The sequence below is a fragment of the Streptomyces sp. NPDC004134 genome, assembly GCF_042874195.1.
In the GTDB taxonomy this organism is placed as follows: Bacteria; Actinomycetota; Actinomycetes; order Streptomycetales; family Streptomycetaceae; genus Streptomyces.
This window is the reverse complement of record NZ_JBIAMS010000037.1, coordinates 32,354-53,227: the sequence shown is the minus strand read 5'-3', so window position 1 is coordinate 53,227 and position 20,874 is coordinate 32,354. Positions and strand designations below refer to the sequence as shown.

Genomic DNA, 20,874 nt, shown 5'->3' with positions numbered 1-20,874 from the left:
TGGGCCGGGGCAGACGAAAAGACCGCCGGCCCGCGACGAGAGTACGCGGGCCGGCGGGGCAGGTCGCGGGGGCGGCGAACGAACCCCGCGGGGGCGGTGCGAAGAAGGTCAGGTACTCGGGGCGGGAGAGGCCGGGTCGCGGGCATCGACCGCCTCGTGCACGGCCTCCTCGCCGGCGGCGTCCTCCTGCGCAACCGGCTTCTCGGCGGCCGGCTTTCCGGACGACTCCTCCGCGGCCGGCTCGGCGACGGCCGCCGGCGGGGCGCCGGCCTCCGCGGCGGCGGCCGTTTCAGGGGCCGCCTCCGGTGCGTACCCCTCCAGGAAGTCCTTGAGCTCGGACAGCACGTCCGCCGCCTCCGCCCCGTCGATCACCCTGTGGTCGAAGGCGAGGCTCAGCCGCATCACCGGCGCCACGACGACCGCGCCGTCCCTGACGACCGGGCGGTCCACGATCCGCCCCAGACCCAGTGTGACGGTCGTGCCGCCGACGGAGTGGAAGCCGTCCACCGCTCGGTGGCCCAGCGACGTGACGGCGACGGTGCCCCGCAGCTCGGGCCGGTGCGCGAACGACCGCGTGGCCAGCCGGAACAGGGTGCGGCCCACCGGCACGGGCAGCCGGTGCAGCTTGCGTACCGCCTCGAACTCCGGCATCGTCTCCGGGTCGCCGTCGCGCAGCCGGTCCACGTGCTGCTGCACGTCGTCCAGGCTCGACTGCTCCAGCTTCGGCACGACCGACGACAGCACCACGCGGCGCCCGCCCAGGGTCTTGTCCAGCGTCACCTTGCCGCCGACGGTCGCGTAGCGCGCGACCTTGGGGCGGAGCCGGCCGCGGATGGCGGCGTTGGCCTCCGGGTGCGCGGCCAGCACGCTGCCGGACGCCTTGAGGACGTACGAGACGACCGAGTACCGGCGGCCGTCGCGCCTGGCCTCCGCCCGGTGCTCCTGCACCCGGCTCATGTCCACCTCGGTGTCGAGGAAGACCGGCGCCGTGGCCCGTATCTCGTCGCAGTGGTAGAGCGTGTGGCGGCGCTCGGCGGGAAAGCGGCTGACGCTCACGCCGCGACCGCCGCCTTGTGGATGCCGCTGAGGCTGCCCGCCTCCAGCAGGTCCGGCAGCGACACGCTGCGGCCGGTGCGGCGCTCGATGGCCGCGGTCAGCCAGAGCAGGTGCACCGAGTCCCAGCCGGCGATCTCGTCCAGAGGCCGGTCGGCGTCCTCGACGGACACCGGCAGCCCCAGTTCGTCACGGATCAGCACCACAAGATCGTCGATGGTCGTCATGAAGCGGGCACTACCTTTCGGGGTGGGTCAACGGGGCTGCGGCGCGGGCGCGTTCGTGAACGCCCGGATGTCGCGCAGGAGGGCGGTGGCGACGGCCCGCTCCGCGCCGTCGAGGTAGAAGTGGCCGCCGGGGAAGCGCTCGATGCGGAACGCGCCGGAGGTCAGCGGCTCCCAGGCCGCCGCCTCGTGCTCGGCCACCTTCGGGTCCGCGGTGCCGGTGAAGACGCTGACCGGGCAGCGCAGCAGGAAGCTCCGGTCGTAGCGGTACGTCTCCACGGCGGTGTAGTCGGCGCGCAGCGCCGGCAGGATCATGGCGCGCATGTCCGGATCGGCGAGGACCTGCGGGTCGGTGCCGCTCAGCTTGGTGATCTCGTCGATGAGCCCGTCGTCGTCGCGCTGGTGCACGGTCTCGACGCGCGGTGTCGCCGGGGAGTGCCGGCCCGAGGCGATCAGCCCGAGGGGCGGGTTGGCGCCGTCCCGCTCCAGCCGGGCGGCGGTCTCGAAGCCGACGACCGCGCCCATGCTGTGCCCGAAGAGGACCAGCGGCAGGTCGGTCAGCGGCCGGAGCGCGGCGGCCACGCGGTCGGCGAGGGTACGGACGTCGCGCAGCGGCTGCTCGTGCCTGCGGTCGTGCCGGCCCGGGTACTGCACGGCCACGAACTCGACCGACGGCGGCAGTTCCCGCTGCAGCGGGAAGAACGTGGTTGCCGCGCCGCCCGCGTGGGGCAGGCAGACAAGCCGTACGTCCGGCTGCCGGGCCGTGCCGAAGCGGCGCAGCCACGTCTCGTCGAACGGGATCTCAGTGGGCACCGTGCCAACGCCTTCCCGCGCTCTCCCGGGTGCGAGAGGCGGCACACGGTGGAGAGCGCACCTTGAGCACTCCGACTCGTTTGTGGACTGCGACGCTACGGACACCGGTTGAAAGCCCGACAAAGAGCTTCTAAAGAGGTACGGGACCGGTGGAGAGTGCAGAGGGGCGCGGTGCCGGCCGCGCCCCGCGGCGTGGGCCTGCGGTGATCAGGGCGGGATGCTCTTCAGCCGCGTGCCGATGTCGGCGCGCTGGGAGATGCCGAGCTTCTGGTAGATGCGGGTCAGGTGCTGCTCGACGGTGCTCACGGTGATGTGGAGCCGGTTCGCGACCTGACGGTTGGTCAGGCCCTTGGCGACGAGCGCGGCCACGCGGTGCTCGGCCCGGGTGAGCAGCCTCTCCTTGCCCAGGGCCTCGTGCACGGCCTTGCTGGTCCGCTCCGGTACGAGCGTGCGCGTCACGGCATGGTCGGGCAGGCAGTTGCGCGCGATGTGCGCCCCCGCGGCCTGCGCCCTGGCGGCCCAGGACTCGTGCCCGAGCCCGTGCAGCGCGACGCCCAGCTCGTGCAGCGTACGCGCCTGGTCCAACCGGTCGCCGGTGTCCAGGAGTTCGTCGATCGCCCGGAACAGCAGGCCGGGGCGCTTGTGCGGCGGCGCCAGCCGGGCCCGTAGCCGCAGCACCATCGCGTGGTCGCGACCGCCGTGGCCGGGGGCGCGCGCGGTGTGCTCGGCGAGCATGCGGGCGGACATCTGGCTGTCGCCCAGGTGCAGCCACGCCTGGGCGACGTAGAGCCGCCACGGCACCAGCGTGGGGTGGTCGACCAGGGTGCGCTCGGCCACCTTCCCGATCCGCAGGAAGTCGGCGAGCGCCGAGTGCGGCCTGTTCGTGGCGAGGTGGAAGCAGCCGCGGATGCACAGGTAGCTCAGCCAGTAGACGCTCTTCTCCCACGCCGGGGGAATCGGCTTGGCGAACACCCGCGCCACCTCGTCGTAGCGCCCCATCTCCATGTGCAGCGCGGCGAGTACGGCCTCGGCCGCGCACGCGTAGCCCGTGCTGCGCTCGGTGATGACACTCTCCACCAGCCGGACGCAGTCCAGGCCCGCGGCCAGCTTGCCCTGCCGCAGCGCGACGATCGCCTGCTGGAGCGAGAAGATGGCCTGCCAGCCGGGTGCGTCCCGGCTCGCCGACTCCTTGACCAGCCACTCGCACCACTGCCAGGCCGCGTCGAGCCGGTCCGCGATGACGAGGGCCTTGATCGAGCTGGCCAGCGACCAGACCGTGGCGTCGGAGAGGGTCGAGACCTCCAGCAGGTTCTCGGCGGCGGCCGCCCAGTCGCCCCGGCCGCCGAAGAGGAACGAGCCCTCGAAGGTCTGGAACAGGGAGGTCGCCGACGCGTACGTGCTCGGCGCGCCGCCGTCGGCGGGCGGGAGCCGCGCGGTCCGCGCCTCGCCCTCCTGCCCGTCCTGCCCGGCGTCCTCCTGCCCGGACGAGTGGTGGCTGTACCAGGCCCACAGCCAGGCGATGCTGGGGTGATCACCGGCGCGTACGTCGGCGGCGCTCGACTCGGCGCCCTGCCGCTGCAGCACGGCGAACGCCTCCTGGACCTTGCCGTAGCTGAAGAGCAGATCCGCGAGCCCGTCGTACGCCGTGGCCGGCATCTTGTCCGCGTGGAAGGCGCTGAGCAATGCGGTCAGATGCCGGATTTCCGTGGCCGCGGGGCTGATGCGCTGCGTGATGAGCGCCAGGCGCATGTATATCTCGATACGGTCCGGGCTGCTCGGGCTGTTTTCCAGCGCCAGTTCGAGATACCTGACGGCCAGCCTGATGTTTTCCTGTCCGATGGCCGTCTCCGCGGCGTCGCGCAACGCCGACCGCTGCCACGCCTCCGCCGCGTGCCGGGCGGCGAGGAGATGCCGGGCCACTTCCGTGGTGGGGCTGCCGGCATTGTTCTGGACCACGGCCGCGCGCCGGTGCAATTCGTTTCGCTGCAGGGTGCCGAGGTCCGCAAGAATTTCCCGGGGAGCGCTCTCGTGCCGGAAATTCGTACCGTCCAGGAGGCCCGAGTGGCGCAGCGCCTCCAACTGCTGGTCCATGACGGCCGGTGAAATACGGGTCATGCCCGCCAGCAGCTCGGGCGCCGCCGAATCCCCGAGAACGGAGATCAGCCGCCCCAGCTCCACGGCGCTGGCGCCGCTGCGGTAAAGGCAGGACACGACCGCGCGGCCGTACATGCCCAGCTCCGCCGCGGACTCCGCGCCCGTCGGCCGGGCCTCCATGTCCTCGTCGCGCAGATCCTCGAGCAGCGCGCGCAGCAGCAGCGGGCTGCCGCCGCTGAGGTGGTGCAGCAGCTCGATCCACTGCTCGTGCGGCCGGTTGACGCGCGTGGTGACCGCCGCCCGCACCCCGCGCTCGTCCAGCGGGCCCAGGTGGATGCGCTGGGCGTTCGGCCGCCGCAGCAGCTCGGTCTTGACCGGCTGGTCGCGATGGCGCAGGTGCGGGCAGTGGGACAGCAGGATGAGGGTGCGCCGGCTACGGTGCCAGCCGACCGCCTGGAGCAGGAAGTCCAGCTCGGACCAGGGGATGTCCTGCACGTCGTCGATGCTGATCACCACCGCGCCGTTCTCCGCGACGTGCGGCAGCGCGGCGCTGAACTGCAGCGCGGGCGTGGCCCCCGCCGGGCCCTCGCCGGGCGGCGGGGCGGGCACTTGCGCGACGAGCTGCTGGAACAGGGAGATCGGCGGGTGCGCCGCCGTGCTCCGTCCCTGGACGCTGAGAATGGTCGCGCCCATGTCGGCCGCGTGTTCTGTGATGGCGTGTAAAAGCGCACTCTTGCCGCAACCCACGCCGCCTTCGATCAGAATTGTGCGCGACATTCCGTGGAGACAGCGAGAGAAAGCAGACCGCAGCGCCTCGAATTCGGCCGCACGGATGACGAAAGCCATACCGGATTACTCACCTCCCGTTGGCGCAATTGATTCGTCGTGTGAATCAATGCACCTGAGCAAGTCCAGGTCATACGGCGCTCAGGGGAAGCGCCGTACCGCGTATTCGGTTAGTAGTTTCACAGGTCGAGTTTGGTTACGCAAGGCCGGGTTTTCTCAGGTCGCGAGATAATGCCTAGGTCCGTTTTGCGTCATTCATCCCGGCCATGTTGCGGTGCTGCGGAGTATACATCCCCTGGGACAATCGCATCGGCTCGCGAGCGTCGCTCCCGACTTACGGGAGCGAAGGCGGGCGTACCGGACGGCGCGTGAGCCCCCGAGGTGCGCCCGCGGGTCCCATCGTGGCGCCGCGGCCGGTCCGTAGGGGGGTGGCGCAGCGAGATTTTGGCGGGACTTTGGCGCCGCGCAACAGTCTTCCCGGATGGTTGCTGCCCTTGCCTGGCTGCTGCGCGCGCTGCAGGAAGCCTTGACGTCGCTCGGCCGGGTCTGGTTCTTCATCCCCTCCCCGCCCCCCGTCCCGCCCGCGCCCCCACCGGCACCCCCGCCGGGCCCCGCCCCCGGCCACCCCGAACGCCTGCGCCCCGACCTCCCGTTCACGGTGCAAGAGGAAGCCCTGCGCCGCCAGTTGGACGACATATCCCTCCCCGACACGATCGGCGAGGACAAGAGCCCGGGCGCGTAGCAACCCGGCGGGGTCGGTGGCTGACGGGGGCGCAGGTTCGAGGGAACCGCCGTGCGACACGACGAGCGCACCGGCCCGCGGGCACCCCGTACGAAGGCGAAGGAGTCGCCGTGCGCGGCGGGGCATGGGGAAGCCCCGGTCGGAGGGGGGATCCGACCGGGGCGGTCTGAGGCGGATACGGAGGGCGGTCGCCTCGCGGCGAAAGGCTCCATGGGGCTTCAGCCGAACGATCTTCCCCACAGGCGAGAGGTGAGGCCCGGGGACACTGTTCCCTCCGTACCCACACCGTCTTCAACGGGAGGGGACCTCCGGTTGTTCCGTGCCCCCGCCCGGGACGGTGTGAAGCGCGACACAGCAGGGTGCGGCGTCAGTCCAGCCAGCGGCCTCCGCGCATCAGCTCCCGCCCCGGCAGCTCGTTCACCTCGCGCCACGCCTGGATCCGCCGCGGAGCGATCCGGAACCAGCGGTACCGGGCGGCCAGCCCCCGCGGGTCGAAGCCCGAGCGCGCCGCGAAGCGGTCCCCGTGCTCCCGTGACAGCGCGTCCAGCTCGAAGACCTCGACCTCGCCGTCGATCACCGTCACGTCCCGCGTCGGCCCCAGCGCCAGCCGCGCGGCCCCGGTAGCGGCCAGGTTCCTGCCGGTCGGGCTCTCCGCCGGCGTCGCCACCCACAGCGCCTCGCCGTCCCAGGAGAACGACAGCGGTACGAGATACGGCACGCCGTCCGGCGCCGCGCTCGCCACCCAGACGTCGACGTCATGGGCCAGCCGCTGCTCGGTGTCCCGGCGGCGCAGCGCGCGGGTGCGGGGCTCGGCGGGGTGCGGGGCTGCGGTCATCACTCGCTCCTGGTCGTCGTGAGGCTCGTACGCGATCCGCCCCGGCGCAAACCGCACCGGGCCCGATCGCCGCCACCTCAGCCTCGCCGCGCCCACCCCCGCGCCGCCTCCGTGCTGACCACGGAGAACACCGCGGATAATGAGATCGTGTCCACCCCGTCGATCTCCGCCCGCGAAGCCGAAGTGCTCGCGCTCCTCGGCGAGCACCTGAGCAACGCCGAGATCGCCGGCCGCCTCTTCATCTCCGTACGCACCGTCGAATCGCACGTCTCCTCCCTCCTGCGCAAGCTGCACCTGCCCGACCGGCGCGCCCTCGCCCGGCACGCCGCCGCCTCCACCGCCGCCGAGGCCCGCCCCGGGAAGGACGCGCCCGCCCTGCCCGCGCCGCTGACCGCGTTCGTCGGCCGCGCGGCGGAGCGCGCCGAGCTGGCCGCCGCGGTACGGGCCGGGCGGCAGGTCACCGCCGTCGGCCCCGGGGGCGTCGGCAAGACCCGACTCGCGCTCGCCGCGGCCGGCGACCTGGCCGGCGAGTTCGCCGACGGCGTGTGGTTCGCCGACCTGGTCCCGGTCACGGAACCGGCGCGGGTGGGCGCAGCGGTCGCCGCCGCCGTCGGCGTCGGCGAGCAGCCGGGACGCGACGTGGACGACGCCGTACTCGCCGCGCTCGCGGACCACGACGCACTGCTCGTCCTGGACAACTGCGAGCACGTACGCGAAGGAGTCGCCCCGTTCCTGGAACGGCTGCTCGCCGCCTGCCCCAGGCTGCGGGTGCTCGCCACCAGCAGGGCCCGCCTCCTGGTCCCCTTCGAACGCGCCTTCCCGGTGCCCCCGCTCTCCCGCGACGGCGGCGACGAATCCGACGCCGTGGCCCTGTTCATGGACCGCGCCGCCGCGGTCGGCTGGCCGCCAGGACCGGGCACCGGTGAGGGCGTCGCGGCCGTCTGCGAGCGGCTCGACGGCATGGCGCTGGCCATCGAGCTGGCCGCCGCCCGCTGGGCCACGCTCGGGCTCGACGGCCTGACCGCCGGCCTCGGCGACCAGCTCCGGATCCTCACCGGCGGCGCCCGTGCCGACGACCGCCACCGCTCGGTGCGCGCGGTCCTCGACTGGAGCCACGACCTGCTGGAGCCGGAGGACCAGGTGCTGCTGCGCCGGGTGTCGGTGTTCGTCGCCCCCTTCACCGCCGCGGCGGCCGCCGAGGTCGCCGGTGACGGCCCGCAGGACACCGCCGCCGTCGCCGACGGGCTCGCCCGGCTCGCCGAGCAGAGCCTCCTCGCCGTTGCCCCGTCCGCGACGGGCACCCGCTACCGGGCCCTGGAGACCATCCGCCAGTACGGCGCCGAGCACCTCGGCGCCGCAGGCGAGGAGACCGCCGTACGCACCCGCCACCTCGGCTGGTGCACCGCCGCCGCCGACGCCCTGACCGGCGCCGGCGGCCCGGACTGGCGCGCCCGGTTCGACGACCTCGCCGAGGACCTGCGGGTCGCGCTGGGCTGGGCCGCCACCCGGCCGGAGCTACACGCCGAGGCTCACCGGCTCGCCCTGTCGCTGGCCGGACTCGCGTTCACCCGCACCCTGCTCGGCGAGGCCCAGCAGCGGTACGAGCAGGCCGCCGCCCTCGCCGACGACGCGGGCGCCGCGGTCGCGCTGCGGCACGCCGCGGCGGTGGCGGGCTGCCGGCGGCTCGGCGACGACGTGTACCGCCTGCACCGCGCCGCCGCCGCGGCCGCCGAGCGCGCGGGCGACCCCGCGGGCGCCGGCCGGGACCTCGCCGAGGCCGCCACCGCCGCGTACCGCTTCTCGACCTCCTTCACCCGACTCCCCGCCGTCGCCGAGGTCACGGCGATGCTCGCCCGCGCCCGCGAGCTGGCCGGCGCCGACCCCCGCGCGGGCGCGGCTGTCGCGCTGGCCGAGGCGGCGGTGGTCAGCGACGCGTACGGCGCGGTGCAGGGCGACGTGGACAACGCCGTGGCCGAGACGATCGGGCGCGTCGAACGGGCCGTCGACCTGGCCCGCCGCGCGGCCGACCCGGTGGCGGAATCAGCCGCCCTCGACGCCCTGTCCGGCGCCCTGAGCTGGGCCGGCGACGCCTTCGCCACCGCCGCCGCCACCCGCCGCAGGACCGAGGCGCTGGCGCCCCTGCCGCCCACCCCCGCCGCCACCCACGAGCGGATGGACGCCCTCGCCATGGCCGCCGGCACCGCGGTCGGCGCCGGCGAACTGGAGCGCGCCCGCGAGTGGGGCAGGGAACTCGCCGACCACCCGCTGCTCGCGGAAGCCGGCCACCACGCCACCTCCTGGCTGCTCGTCGCCGACGCCTTCGCCGGCCGCGCCGACGAAGCCCTCGCCTACGCCGTCCGCTTCCGCGACTCGTTCGAGCACGGCGGCGGGCAGCAGTCGCTCTCCCTCGCCGCCGGAGCCGCGTCGGTCGCCATGGTCCACGGGCTGCGCGGCGACGACACCGCCCGCGCCACCTGGCTCGACCTCGCGGCCCGCGCGGACACCACGACGGACCACCGGCACGGCTACGGCGCGGTGTTCGACGCCACCGTCCTGCTCCACCGCGGCGACGCGCAGGCCGCGCTGGAGCGGGTCGCGCCCGAGCCGGAGGAGGTGTGGAAGTGGGTGTGCTGGATCTGGCTGCACTGGTACGTGGCGCTGCGCGCGGAGGCGGCGGTGCTCACCGGCCACCCGGCCGCCCGCGAGCGGATCTCCGCGGCCCGCGCCGTCGTCTCCGGCAACCCGGTGGCCGCCGCCCAGGTCGACCGCGCCGAGGCGCTGCTCGACGGCGACCTGCCGCGGCTGCCGGCGCTCGCGGGGGCGTTCGCGGCGGCGGGGAGCCCGTACCAGGCGGCCCGTACGCTGCTGCTCGCCGGCGGCGACCACACCGCGACGGGCGAGGCGGCGCTGACCGGGCTCGGCCTCGTACCGTAGGACACCGCCCCGCGGGGCGCCGGAACGACCGGCGCCGGAGAGGGAACCCCGGACCGAACGACCCCGCACCGGACGGCGCCGGCAGACGAATCCCGCACCGAGGGCCGCCGCACCGCCGCCGTCGCGGCACCCGCGCCCCGCTAGCTGACCGCCTGCTTCACCAGCGCCGTGATTCGCGCCTCCACCTCGTCCGTCACCTCGGTCAGCGCGAAGCCCGCCGCCCACATCGTGCCCTCGTCCAGGTTCGCCAGATCGCTGAACCCCAGCGTCGCGTAGCGCGCGTTGAACTTCCCCGCGCTCTGGAAGAAGCAGACGACCTTGCCGTCCCGCGCGTACGCCGGCATGCCGTACCAGGTCTTCGGCGCCAGCTCCGGCGCCGTCGCCGTGACGACCGCGTGGATGCGCTCCGCCATCACCCGGTCCGAGTCGTCCATCTCCGCGATCTTCGCGAGCACGTCCCGCACCGCCTCCGCCGCCTTGTCCGCCTTCGAACCGCGGCGCGCCGCCTTCTTCTGCTCCTGGGCGTACTCCTTCATCGCGGCCCGCTCGTCGGCCGAGAACCCCTCGTACGCGCCGCCGGTCTCGCTCTTGCCCATGATCACTCCCGTGTTCCCGGCTCCGCCCCGGTCCTGCACCGGGCCGCTCGCCATACGCACAGCCTCGCCCCGGGGAGCCGCGGAACGCCTCCGTGCCGACCACGGATTCCGTCACGGACGTACGCACCCGTGGCCCACGGTCCCGCCTGGATTGGGCTGGACGGGGGGCAGTTGGGTGTGTCTGCCCGCAATAGGGCGGTGCCGCGACCGGCTTCTCCTACGGTTCTCACGTTCCTCCCCGCTCTGGTGCGTGAGCACCGCGAAAGGAGATCCCCGATGTCGATCCGCAAGGCCGCCGCCACCCTGGTGGCCACCGCCGCGCTGACCCTGGGCGCGCTCGCCACGACGCCGTCGCTCGCCGCAGCCGACTCCGAAGGGCAGAAGGCGCAGGCCGCGCCCGCCGCGCAGGCCAACCCCTACCCGTACCGGGGCAAGGTGCTCGGCAACAGCGTGGTCTACAAGCGGGCCAAGCCGACGACGCGCAGCGACATCCTCGGGTGGGCGGACTCCGGGACGATCGTCCGTATCCAGTGCAAGGTCATCGGCCAGAACGTGCTGGGCAACGACAGGTGGTACCGCGTGCCCGTGAGCGGCGGTCACGGCTACATGTCCGCCCGCTACGTGCGGAACCTGGACCAGATTCCCTTCTGCCGGCGGTGACCCCGCCGCGGCTCACCCCCGCCGCCACGCCCGGCCGGTCCCACCGGCCGGGCGTTCGCGTGGGTGGCCGGACGGACCCTAGCCGTCCTTGGCCTCCCCGTCCGCGCGCTGTGCGGGGATGCCCGGGACGCGGTGGGGGTGCACGCGGCGGTGCCGGAGGGTGCGCAGGTACGAGCGCGCGGTGGTGCCGCCGGCGCGCGCCGTGCACAGCAGACGGGTGCTGCGGCGGCGCTGGAAGATGTCGTAGTCGTCGCGGATCAGCTCGGCCAGCACCGTACGGCCCAGCTCCAGGTACTGCCGCGGCAGTTCCTGCCCCGACGGGTGGACGTGGCGGTGCCAGCCGTCCGCGAGCCGGAAGAAGCGCCGGACCCGCTCGGCCTCGAACCGGACCGCCTCCTTCAGCGACGGGGTCATCCGCTGCCGGGCGGCCGCGGTGGTGAGGTCGTGGCGGCTGAGCCCGTGGCGTTCGAGGTCGGCGAGGGGGAGGTAGACGCGGCCCAGGGCGGCGTCCTCGGCGATGTCGTCGAGGAAGTCGAGCATGTAGACGCCGTAGCCCAGGGCGATGGCCTTCACCGTGGCCTCGTCGTCGACCGGCTCCAGCAGCGTGTTCACCCAGATGCTCATGTCCCCGCTGACGGAGCGCATGTACAGCTCCAGATCCTCGAACGTCGCGTACGAGCTGGTGTCCAGGTCCGTCCGCAGCGTGCGCAGGAAGCGCCGGATCCCCTCCGGATCCATGTCCCAGGTGCGCACCGTGTGGGCCAGCGCCCGGCAGATCAGCACGGCCTCCGCGGTCACGGGCCCGGCACCGGTGCCCGCGGTCGCGGCGGTGCCCCGGTCGATCCGGCGCAGCGCCTCGTGCCGTAGGGCGTCGAACCGCTCGGCGCGCTCGTGCATGCCCTGCTCGGTGGTGTCGAGGACGTCGTCCGCGTACCCGCAGAACGCGAGCATCGCGTCGTAGTACGGGCGCTTGCCGGGCGGCAGCAGGAAGCGCGCGATGGGAAACGCCGCGGAGTTGCGGCGCCTCAAGTACCGGCCGCAGGCGGTGTATGCGGCCTCCGCCTCCGCGCCGCGCAGCCCGGCGGCGCTCAGTTCATGGGCGAACACCCTGCACCTCTCCTTCCGCCGGCACCGGGCCGGCCGCCTCGTGCGCCGGGCGGATCAGCGCGTACCCCTGCGAAGGCGGCGGGCGCAGGCTCCCGCCGCCGGAGAAGAGCAACTCCGCCGCCGGAATGGGCCGGTGGTAGAAGCACACCGACGAGGTGACGCCGAACACGTCCGCGGAGCCCAGGAAGAACGGCAGCTCGGCCTCCAAGTACCCCAGGCCCGCCTCGACCTGGCCCGGTGAGGGCTCCGCGCCCCGTAACTGCGAGCGCAGCGCGGACGCGCTCATCTCCAGGCAGCAGCGCCGCAGTTCGGCGTCCTCCGCGAGCCCCCGCACCACCTGCGCGCGCAGGCTCCGGTAGACCGCGTCGCCGCCGAGGCCCGACAGCAGGTGCAGGTGCTCGGCGCCCGGCATTCCGATCCCCGCCTGCTGCCACGACCGCAGGATCCGGCTGCGCGCGGTGGCGGTCTCCCGGGTGGTCTTGCGCTTCGCGTACGCCGCCGGGTGCCCCGCGACCAGCAGGTTGTCGTGGTAGGAGGAGTCGGGGACGACGACGTCGATCGTCTCGAAGCGCGCGTGCAGCCATCGCAGCAGCCCGCGCAGCACATCGCCGTTGAAGTAGCTGTTGCCCAGGCTGACTCCGACGACGACGTGCACGCCGGAGTCGAACACCCGGGCGCAGTTCGGTGTCAGGGGCGTGTCGGTGAATTCCACCAGGGACACCTCCGAGAGGTTCCCGCCGGTGACGGGGGCGGAGCCCGGGGCGGGATACGAGGGACGGCGAACCGATCCGGACGATGGGGGCACCACTGGATCGCCCGTTGATTACCCATAGCGTTTGCACGGACACTGAAAGTGAAAGCGTGTGCGCTAAAGCGCCCCTGCGGTACGCCCGCGCCCCCGACTGCGCCGCCGGGATCCAGGGCGCGGGACGCCGCGGCTCAGCCGCCGGGCATCCCGCCGTCGTTCGCCGCCGTGGCGCGGGCCAGCCCCAGGGCGTACTGCGGCCACCAGCGGCCGGCCGGCGGGCCGCCGCGGCAGGTGCCGTCGGAGTCCCCGGGCCGCTTGATCCACAGGTACGCGGCGACGCCCTCGACGCCCGTCCGCGTCGTCGGCGGGTGGCCCAGCGCGCGTCCCGGCGGGTTGCACCACGCCTCGTCCGCGCCGCCGCGCAGCGGGCCGTTGCCGTTGCGGCTGGTGTCGATGACGAAGCGGGCGCCGCCGAGGAGTTCGGACAGCCGGCGGCCGTAGCCGATCTCCGACTCGGTGGTCTGGAAGTTGGAGACGTTCAGCGCGAAGCCGTCGGCCCGGCCGACGCCGGCGGAGCGCAACGACCGGGCCACGTCGGCCACGTTGGCGATCCAGTTGGAGTGGCCCGCGTCGAGGTATACCTCGACCCCCGGGTGCTGCTTCAGCCGCGTGACGGCGTCGGACAGCAGCTCCAGGCGCTCCGGGTGGTACTCCGGCGGTGTGCAGCCCGCCACCATGTGCGCGACGGCGTCGGGCTCCAGGACCACCAGCGCCGGGCCGTCCCCGATCGCGTCCGCGAAGGCGCCGATCCAGGCGCGGTACGCCGCGCCGTCCGCCGCGCCGCCCGCGGAGTGCAGGCCGCAGTCACGGTGCGGGATGTTGTACGCGACGAGCACCGCCCGGCGCCCCGCCGCCGCCGCGCTCTCGACCGCCCGCTCCACGTCGGGGCGGGGATCGTCCCACCTCGGCCACCTGGCCACGGGGCGCTCCGCGATCTGCTCGAGCAACTCCGCGTCCCCGCCGCGCCCCTGCCGCCGCCACTCCCGCACCTGCCTGGCGGCGGCGGAGTCGGGGTCGACCCAGAGCGGCGGCGCGGCCGCCGCCGGCTCCACCCGCCCGCCCGCGGCATCCCGGGCACCGGCCGGGGGCGGGCAGCCGAGAGCGACCACGAGAAGCACGACGCACACGAGCGTACGGATCCGCGCTGACATCTCTTCCCCCGCGAAATAGGCGCCGAGAAACGGTCGTGATCATGGCACGAGCAATCGCTCCCGCGCCGCAACCCCGAATCCCGTCCGTACCCGGGCACCCGACCGGACGAGCGCCTTCACCGGCCGCCGCCCGCGCCCGGTTCACCCGGACGGGGCACGTCCGCCAAACCCGTACGACGGCGCCCGCATCGGCCCTGAGCTGCGCAGACATGGCGACGCGCGGCGGCCGCGGCCCGTACCGGCGCGGCATGGATATGCACCCCGCCGCATTCACCGCTTTCCTCGAATCAGCAGCAAGTCCCCTTCCGCCGCGCCCGGATACCGCGCCCGGCATCGCCACTGGAGGACCCGGCCATGCCCCGCATACTCGCCGCGGCCGACGCCGCGCCCGTCGAGCCGGGGTGAAGCCTCCGTGCGGTACCCGCCGGGCTTGACCCCCTCCGTGGGCAGAGAGCGCCGACAACCGGTGGGTGCCGCACGGAGTTCTCTGCGCCAATGCGGTGACGCGCGCCGTGGCGCGGCCGGACAAGGGCCCGGTTCCCGCATGCGAAAAGTAGGTTATGTAGCTAATCATCCACTATGCGCATGCGAGCGATGGGGCCATGAAGAGACTGACGAAATACCTTGATCTGCCGCTGGTGCAGCGGTTCCTGGGCAACCGCTTGGCGATCGGTGCCGCGTGCGCCCTCATGGTGGTGACGGGGGTGGTGGCCGCCATGCTGACCACCGGCGGAACCGAACCGGTCAGCGACGCCAAGTCGGCCGTACGGGACACCGCGGCCGAGGCCGCCGAGCCCGAGGACCGGTCCGGGGAAGCGGCGGGGAAGGAGACCGAGGAGGGGGCCGGGGCGCAGTCCGGCCAGGAGGAGGCCGCCGAACCCCGCAGCGGGGCGGAGGATTCGGCGAAGCACGGCGAGCAGCCGCCCGCGCCCTCCGGCGGCGAGCACCACCAGCCGCGCCGCTCCGGCGGCGATGGACACCGGCTCGCCACCTCGTTCGACAACGGCACGGTCTTCGTCGGCGCCGCCATCGCCCCCGGCACGTACGTGACCCAGGGCTCCGACGGCGAACCCGGCGGCTGCCGGTGGGCACGGCTGGCCGATAACCGCGGCGAGCTGATCCCGATCATCAGCGGCTCCGCCTCGGGGCCGACCCGGATCACCGTCCACGAGGGCGAGTTCGTCCGGAGCACGGGCTGCCAGACCTGGAGCCGCAGCGGCTCCGGCGGCCCGCACCACGGCAAGTAGGCGCGCCCCCGGCGCCCCGCCGCCCGCCGCGTCACCCGGACGCCACGCGCGTACGACACGACTGCCACCCCCGGCGCCGCCAGGGTGGAGGCGTACGTGCAGGCGCGTGGAGCGGCGGCGAGGAGTGGTGGCGATGCAGGCGGTGGTGAGGGCGGCTAAGGCGGTGCGGCGGAACCGGGGCCGGGCGGCGGCGCTGGCCGCGGTGCCCGCGGCGGTGGCGCTGCTGGTGTCCGGGGCGGCGGGACCCGCGCCGGCGTCGGCCGCGGAGGGCGAAGGCCCCGATGCCGTCGCCCGCGAGGCGTACTTCCTGCCGCCGGAGGACGCCGAGCCGGGCGACGGGCTCACGTACGACCCGGCGCTGGTGCCCGCGGGAGCCGGCATCGGCGTGGTCGAGGTGGCCCGGCGCGGCACGACCCACCTCCGGCTGGCGCTGACCGGCCTGATTCCCGACCGCACGTACGGCGCGCACGTCCACACCCGGCCCTGCGGCAGCAGCCCCGACCAGGCAGGGCCGCACTACCAGAACGAGCCGGACCCCGTGCAGCCGTCCGCCGACCCCGCGTACGCCAACCCCGAGAACGAGGTGTGGCTCGACTTCACCACCGACCTCCGGGGCAACGCCGAAGCCACGGCGCACCAGGACTGGCGGTTCCGGGCGGGCGAAGCCCGCTCCGTCGTCATCCACGAGCACGCGACGATGACGCACCCGGGCGAGGCCGGCATGGCGGGCACGCGGCTGGCCTGCCTGTCGGTCCCGTTCGAGTAGCGGGGGAGGGGCTGGAGTGGCCGGTCGTACGCGTACGTCGACGCGCCTCGCGGCGGGCGCGGTGGCACTCGCACTCCTCGGCGCCGCCGGGCTGGCGGTCTGGCTCTTCGCGCTCCCCCCGAGCCTCGTCCCCGACGCCCTGCGCTCCCACGTGCCGCAGGTCGTCGTCGAGGACGCCAAACCCCCGCCCCTCCAGGTGCAGCAGCGCACGTCGGGCTTCCGGGTGCCGTACCGTGCGCCGGTCACCGGGCTGCCGCACAGCTCCGGCTTCGCCGCCGGCGGCTCGGCGGACATGCCCGCCCTCGGCGACCTGCTGTACCGGCGCCGGATGAGCGAGTCGTACCCGGTCCCCGCCGGGCTCGCCGGCCCCGGCACCTTCGAGACCGTCCCCGGCCATGACCGCGCCCCGGGATCGGGCCAGGTGGTGCGCTACCGCGTCGACGTCGAGGACGACGTACCCCTGGACGGCAGGATGTTCGCGCGGGCCGTACAGGAAACCCTCAACGACGCGCGGAGCTGGGGCGAGGACGGCCGGCGGACCTTCGAGCGCGTCTCGACCGGCCCCGCCGACTTCGCCGTCACCCTCGCCAGCCCCGGGACGACGGGGGAGTGGTGTGCCATGTCGGGCTTCGACACCACCGTCGACAACGTCTCGTGCGACTCCGGCCTGACCGAGCGCGTCCTCATCAACGCCTTCCGCTGGGCCCAGGGCTCGACGACCTACGGCGACGACATGTTCGGCTACCGCCAGATGCTGATCAACCACGAGGTGGGCCACCGGCTGGGGCACCTGCACGCCTACTGCGAACGGGACGGGGAGCGCGCGCCCGTGATGATGCAGCAGACGCTGTCCCTCACCACGGACGGCGCGCGGTGCGAGACCAACCCCTGGCCGTACCCGGACCGGGGCTGACCCGGCCCGGAACCGAGGCATCCCGCTCACCCGTTCGGCTCACCACCGCGTGCGCCCCGGGCCTCCCCCGACCCCCGGCCGCCGCGACCGGACTTACGGAAACGTGGCTGATCAGCGGACTCGGCGCGGCGGCTGAAGGCGTCCTGGAGGGCAGTCCGGAGGGCGTTGTCCGAGATGCGGCAAAGGGCCATCTGTTCCCATCCTGGGTGCGGCGGAAGGCCCGCCGAACAGGAATGTGGAGGAGTCCCGCATGGCTCTCCCGCTGGCGGAACGAATAGCGACGGTCGCGCGTCGGCACCCGGAGAACCCCGCACTGTTCTGGCAGGGCCGCCCGGTGTCGTACCGGGACCTGCTGGCGATGGCCCGCACCGCGGAGAAGAGCATCGCCGCGCTCCGCATCCCGGAGGGACACCCCGTCGCCGTCGTCGCCGCGAAGTCGCCGGAGAGCATCGCCGTCCTCCTCGCCTGCATGCACACCGCCAGGCCGGTGCTGGTGCCCTCCGCCGACGTGACGGGCAAGCCGCTGGACGGACTCCTCGGCGAAACCGGCGCCCTCGTACTCCCCGACCCGCGCGCCCTCACCGCCGGCACCGCGGGACCGGCCGTCGCCGGGAAGCCCGCCGAGAGCCGGGTGCCCGAGGGCACCGCGCTGATCCTCACGACCTCCGGATCCGCGAGTTTCCCCAAGGCGGTGCCCCTGCCCGCCGCGGCGATCGGCGCCTTCGTGGAGTGGGCCGCGGCGACGTTCCGGATCCGCGCCGGCACGTGCGTACTGAGCTACGCGCCGCTCAACTTCGACCTCAGCCTCTTCGACGTCTGGACCACCCTGTCCCACGGCGGCCAGGTCGCCCTGGTGGCGCAGGACCGCGCCGCCCAGCCCGGCCACCTGCGCACGCTGCTGCGGCAGTGCCCGGTGCACGTGGTGCAGGGCGTGCCGATGCTCTTCCAGCTCCTCGCGGCGGCCGAAGGGCACTCCGGCGGCGACGAGTTCCCCTCGGTCGCCGAAGTCCTCGTCACCGGCGATTCGCTGTCCCCCGCCGGCCTCGCCGCGCTGCCCGGCCTCTTCCCCCGGGCACGTATGCACAACGTCTACGGCTGTACGGAGACCAACGACACCTTCGTCCACGAGATGGACCCCGCCGTCGACCTCCGCCGCTACGGAGCCGTGCCGATCGGCCGCCCCGTCGAAGGCGTCGCCGCGGACGTCGTCACCGACGACGGCACCGTCCTCGAAGGACCGGGGCACGGCGAGCTGATCGTCGCCTCGCCCTTCCAGACCAGCGGCTACATCGACCCGGCGCAGCACGCCAAGTCGTTCGTCGGCCATCCCGACGGCGTGACTCCCGGCCCGTACTACCGCACCGGGGACCTCGTGACCCGCCACCCCGACGGAGCGCTCACCCTCGACGGCCGCAGCGACTTCATCGTCAAGATCCACGACATCTGCATCAACACCGCCGCCGTCGAAAGCGCGCTGCGCTCCCACCCCGAGGTGGCGGACGCCGTGGTCCTCGCGCTGCCGGACGAGCGGACCGGCAGACGGCTGCACGCCGTCGTGCACCGCGCCGCCGGGTCGATGCTCAACAGCCTGCGGCTGCGCGAGCACGTCGCCCCGGAACTGCCGCGGGCGGGCATCCCGAGCGGCATCGAGTTCGTCGACGCGCCGCTGCCGCGTACCGCCACCGGGAAGATCGACCGGCGCACCGTGGCGAACAGCCTCTGACCGCGGATCCCGTACGAGGAAGGAACGGCGTATGTCCCGCATCGACGCCACGGACACCGCCGTGTCGATCGACGCCTTCGACGCATCCGCCGTCCCGACGGCGAAGGCCGGCTGACCGTGCCCGCCGACGTGCTGCCCGCCCTCGCCGACGGCCGCCCACACCGCGCGCTCTGGCTGACCCGCAACGACCCGTTCCACGCCGCCGAGGACGCGCCGCGCGCCGCCGCCGTCCGGCTCGTCGAGCGGCCGCGCGCCCGCCGCGGGACCCAGACGGCAAGGCAGGTGGCCGGTGTTCGTGCCTAGCGCCCCCCACCCGCCACCCGGGCTCGCGCGGTCCGGGTCTTCGGCCCCGCGCTGAAGGCGACGAGTCCGATTCCCAGGACGCCCGCTGCTGACCACCGGCAGCAGTCCGAGCAAAGGAGCCCGCAGTGATCGCGTGGTCGAAGGACGACGAGAGGCTGAGAGAGGGGATCGGCCTGTGGTTCGGGAAGTTCGGCGAGGACTTCGCGCGCTACGAAAGGGAAAGCGCCTTTGCGCGCGAACCCTGGCTCGCCGTCATGGAATCCGGCCTCCTGCGCCTGCCCTTCGACGAGAAGTGGGGCGGCCTCGGCCGGTCCCTCCTCACCACCATGTACGTGCTGGAGGACCTGGGCCGCGGCTGCCCCAACAGCGCATTGAACTTCGCCGTCACCACGCACATGGTGAGCACCGGCATCGCCCTCCAGCGCTTCGGCTCCACCGCGCTCAAGGACACGTACCTGCCGCGGATCAGCGCCGGAACCGCCATCGGCGCCCACGCCGTCACCGAACCCGGCAGCGGCTCCGACGCCCTCGGCATGCGGACGACCGCGACCGCCGACGGCGACTGCTACCGCCTCAGCGGCTCCAAGGCGTTCGTCGGCAACGGGCCCGTCGCCGACCTCGTCGTCGTGTACGCCAGGACCGAACCCGCCGCCGGACCCCTCGGCCTCACCGCCTTCCTCGTGGAACGGGACACGCCCGGCCTCGCCTTCGGCGAGCCAAGTGAGAAGACGGGGCTGCAGTCCTCGTCGCCGTGCTCGCTCTTCCTCGACGGCTGCCGGGTGCCCAAGACCCACATCCTCGGCCGCGTCGGCGCCGGATCCCTCGTCCTGGACCACGTGGTGACGTGGGAGACCCTGTGCTGCTTCATCGTCGGCACAGGCGAGATGCGCCGCCGCCTCGACCGCTGTGTCGAGTACGCGGGGGAGCGAGGCGACTTCGGCCGGCCCATCGGCGGCTTCCAGGCCGTCGCCCACCGGATCGTCGACATGAAGATCGGCCTGGAGACGTCCAGGAAGTGGCTCTACGACACGGCCGAGAAGTTCGCCGCGGGCCGCAAGGTCACCGCCGACCTGGCGACCGCGAAGCTCGTCGCCGGCCGCGCGGCCCTCGACTCCGCCCTCGGCGCCGTGCAGGTCTTCGGCGGCGACGGCGGCGCCGCCGGGCCCGGCCTTGACCGGGAGCTGCGCGGCGCCGTCGCCGGGACCATCCACTCCGGCACCACCGGGACCCAGTACGACCGGATAGCCGCGACGCTCGGACTGGGGCGCGCCGCCTGACGCGGGAGGACACCGATGACGACCACAGACCTGCAAGGCGCCCTCGCCCCCACCGAGTTCCTGAACTCCGACGACCCCGGCGTCCGCGACTTCGTCCGCCGCGCGCTGCCGCGGGACGGGCTCGGCAGCAGGGACGCGGCCGTACGCCTCTACTACGCGGTGCGCGACGGCATCGACTACGAGGTCTACGGCGCGGACCTGTCCCGCACCGGCGCGACCGCCGGGCAGGTGGCACGTACCGGCAAGGGCATCTGCATCCACAAGTCCGTGCTGTACGCCGCCGCCCTGCGCGCGGTCGGCATCCCCGCGCGGCTCGTGCTCACCGACGTGCGCAACCACCTGCCGTCGCCCGCGCTGCGCAGGCTCGCCGGCGGGGACACCTTCCGCTACCACACCTTCACCACCGTCCACCTCGACGGCCGATGGGTGCGCGCGACCCCCGTCTTCAACCGGCTGCTCTGCCGCCTGTACGGCATGCGCCCCCTCGACTTCGACGGCCGGGCCGACAGCGTCCACCACCCGTACGACGGGGACGGCGCCCGGCACATGGAAGTCGTCCGCGAGCACGGCGAGTTCGACGACCTGCCGTACGAGCGGGTGCTCGACGGCATGCGCGGCGCCCACCCCGGCATCTTCGCGGACCCCGCGAGCACCCGGCTGGTCACCGGCTCGCTGCACGCCGACGCCCGCGCGCGGAAAGGCTGAAGTCCCGTGTGGTCCAAGGCGAGCGGCAGCACCGCGGAGCACCACGGCGGCATCGGCGCCGCCGCAGGACACCTCACGCCGGCACCCGCCGGCGGCATCCGCCACGCCCGGGACCGGGCGCGGCGACAGGACTAGCA

Annotated in this window: 20 protein-coding genes; 11 read left to right on the top strand and 9 right to left on the bottom strand. The window is 73.9% G+C overall.

Annotated features, from left to right (window positions below; all coding sequences use genetic code 11):
- Positions 1 to 108: 108 nt before the first annotated feature.
- The 4 genes from ACFYVJ_RS32845 to ACFYVJ_RS32830 all read right to left on the bottom strand — a co-directional run bounded on the left by ACFYVJ_RS32845 (position 109) and on the right by ACFYVJ_RS32830 (position 5,030).
- Complete coding sequence (locus tag ACFYVJ_RS32845; RefSeq protein WP_388899505.1) at positions 109 to 1,056, bottom strand: 2-oxo acid dehydrogenase subunit E2; 948 nt, start codon at positions 1,054 to 1,056, stop codon at positions 109 to 111.
- Positions 1,053 to 1,280, bottom strand: coding sequence for an acyl carrier protein (locus ACFYVJ_RS32840; protein ID WP_047014281.1), 228 nt, complete (start codon positions 1,278 to 1,280; stop codon positions 1,053 to 1,055). The genes ACFYVJ_RS32845 and ACFYVJ_RS32840 overlap by 4 nt, the downstream gene beginning before the upstream one ends.
- A gap of 27 nt (positions 1,281 to 1,307) precedes the next feature.
- The gene (locus tag ACFYVJ_RS32835; RefSeq protein ID WP_388899501.1) at positions 1,308 to 2,090 is read right to left on the bottom strand and encodes a thioesterase II family protein; all 783 of its coding nucleotides are present in this window, start codon (positions 2,088 to 2,090) and stop codon (positions 1,308 to 1,310) included.
- A 207-nt stretch (positions 2,091 to 2,297) separates the two neighbouring features.
- Entirely contained in the window at positions 2,298 to 5,030 is a 2,733-nt protein-coding gene (locus ACFYVJ_RS32830) for a LuxR C-terminal-related transcriptional regulator (protein ID WP_388899498.1), read from the bottom strand.
- Between the two features lie 421 nt (positions 5,031 to 5,451).
- Here ACFYVJ_RS32830 and ACFYVJ_RS32825 point away from each other — a divergent pair, with 421 nt between their 5' ends.
- Positions 5,452 to 5,712: a DUF6059 family protein gene (locus ACFYVJ_RS32825; RefSeq protein ID WP_388899495.1), complete on the top strand. Its 261-nt coding sequence runs from the start codon at positions 5,452 to 5,454 to the stop codon at positions 5,710 to 5,712.
- A gap of 367 nt (positions 5,713 to 6,079) precedes the next feature.
- Here the strand turns inward: ACFYVJ_RS32825 and ACFYVJ_RS32820 are convergent, their stop codons facing one another.
- Positions 6,080 to 6,547, bottom strand: a complete 468-nt coding sequence (locus ACFYVJ_RS32820; protein WP_388899492.1) for a pyridoxamine 5'-phosphate oxidase family protein — start codon at positions 6,545 to 6,547, stop codon at positions 6,080 to 6,082.
- Positions 6,548 to 6,694: 147 nt separating this feature from the next.
- On the opposite strand from ACFYVJ_RS32820, the gene ACFYVJ_RS32815 reads away from it, so the two are divergent.
- Positions 6,695 to 9,481: an ATP-binding protein gene (locus ACFYVJ_RS32815; RefSeq protein WP_388899489.1), complete on the top strand. Its 2,787-nt coding sequence runs from the start codon at positions 6,695 to 6,697 to the stop codon at positions 9,479 to 9,481.
- A 140-nt stretch (positions 9,482 to 9,621) separates the two neighbouring features.
- Here the strand turns inward: ACFYVJ_RS32815 and ACFYVJ_RS32810 are convergent, their stop codons facing one another.
- Positions 9,622 to 10,077, bottom strand: coding sequence for an iron chaperone (locus ACFYVJ_RS32810; RefSeq protein ID WP_388899486.1), 456 nt, complete (start codon positions 10,075 to 10,077; stop codon positions 9,622 to 9,624).
- A gap of 276 nt (positions 10,078 to 10,353) precedes the next feature.
- On the opposite strand from ACFYVJ_RS32810, the gene ACFYVJ_RS32805 reads away from it, so the two are divergent.
- Complete coding sequence (locus ACFYVJ_RS32805; RefSeq protein ID WP_388899482.1) at positions 10,354 to 10,737, top strand: SH3 domain-containing protein; 384 nt, start codon at positions 10,354 to 10,356, stop codon at positions 10,735 to 10,737.
- A gap of 78 nt (positions 10,738 to 10,815) precedes the next feature.
- Here ACFYVJ_RS32805 and ACFYVJ_RS32800 read toward each other — a convergent pair whose 3' ends face one another.
- The 3 genes from ACFYVJ_RS32800 to ACFYVJ_RS32790 all read right to left on the bottom strand — a co-directional run bounded on the left by ACFYVJ_RS32800 (position 10,816) and on the right by ACFYVJ_RS32790 (position 13,803).
- Entirely contained in the window at positions 10,816 to 11,844 is a 1,029-nt protein-coding gene (locus tag ACFYVJ_RS32800; RefSeq protein ID WP_388899480.1) for a squalene/phytoene synthase family protein, read from the bottom strand.
- The gene (locus tag ACFYVJ_RS32795; RefSeq protein ID WP_388899477.1) at positions 11,831 to 12,556 is read right to left on the bottom strand and encodes a tRNA-dependent cyclodipeptide synthase; all 726 of its coding nucleotides are present in this window, start codon (positions 12,554 to 12,556) and stop codon (positions 11,831 to 11,833) included. Before ACFYVJ_RS32795 ends, ACFYVJ_RS32800 begins: the two co-directional genes overlap by 14 nt.
- 227 nt (positions 12,557 to 12,783) lie before the next feature.
- Positions 12,784 to 13,803 carry a glycoside hydrolase family 6 protein gene (locus ACFYVJ_RS32790; RefSeq protein ID WP_388899474.1) on the bottom strand — a complete coding sequence of 340 codons (1,020 nt, stop codon included), beginning with the start codon at positions 13,801 to 13,803 and terminating at the stop codon, positions 12,784 to 12,786.
- Positions 13,804 to 14,405: 602 nt separating this feature from the next.
- Here ACFYVJ_RS32790 and ACFYVJ_RS32785 point away from each other — a divergent pair.
- The 8 genes from ACFYVJ_RS32785 (at position 14,406) to ACFYVJ_RS32750 (ending at position 20,872) form a co-directional block, all read left to right on the top strand.
- Positions 14,406 to 15,050, top strand: a complete 645-nt coding sequence (locus ACFYVJ_RS32785) for a hypothetical protein (protein WP_388899471.1) — start codon at positions 14,406 to 14,408, stop codon at positions 15,048 to 15,050.
- Positions 15,051 to 15,183: 133 nt separating this feature from the next.
- The gene (locus tag ACFYVJ_RS32780; protein WP_388899468.1) at positions 15,184 to 15,816 is read left to right on the top strand and encodes a superoxide dismutase family protein; all 633 of its coding nucleotides are present in this window, start codon (positions 15,184 to 15,186) and stop codon (positions 15,814 to 15,816) included.
- 16 nt (positions 15,817 to 15,832) lie between these two features.
- Positions 15,833 to 16,729 (top strand): DUF3152 domain-containing protein, encoded by an 897-nt coding sequence (locus ACFYVJ_RS32775; RefSeq protein ID WP_388899465.1) that lies wholly within the window; start codon positions 15,833 to 15,835, stop codon positions 16,727 to 16,729.
- A 250-nt stretch (positions 16,730 to 16,979) separates the two neighbouring features.
- Positions 16,980 to 18,452, top strand: a complete 1,473-nt coding sequence (locus tag ACFYVJ_RS32770; RefSeq protein ID WP_388899462.1) for an AMP-binding protein — start codon at positions 16,980 to 16,982, stop codon at positions 18,450 to 18,452.
- A 117-nt stretch (positions 18,453 to 18,569) separates the two neighbouring features.
- Positions 18,570 to 18,755, top strand: a complete 186-nt coding sequence (locus tag ACFYVJ_RS32765; protein WP_388899460.1) for a hypothetical protein — start codon at positions 18,570 to 18,572, stop codon at positions 18,753 to 18,755.
- 125 nt (positions 18,756 to 18,880) lie between these two features.
- Positions 18,881 to 20,032, top strand: coding sequence for an acyl-CoA dehydrogenase family protein (locus ACFYVJ_RS32760; RefSeq protein WP_388899457.1), 1,152 nt, complete (start codon positions 18,881 to 18,883; stop codon positions 20,030 to 20,032).
- Between the two features lie 15 nt (positions 20,033 to 20,047).
- Positions 20,048 to 20,737 (top strand): transglutaminase family protein, encoded by a 690-nt coding sequence (locus tag ACFYVJ_RS32755; RefSeq protein WP_388899454.1) that lies wholly within the window; start codon positions 20,048 to 20,050, stop codon positions 20,735 to 20,737.
- A gap of 6 nt (positions 20,738 to 20,743) precedes the next feature.
- Complete coding sequence (locus ACFYVJ_RS32750; RefSeq protein ID WP_388899451.1) at positions 20,744 to 20,872, top strand: hypothetical protein; 129 nt, start codon at positions 20,744 to 20,746, stop codon at positions 20,870 to 20,872.
- The last annotated feature ends 2 nt before the right edge of the window (positions 20,873 to 20,874 follow it).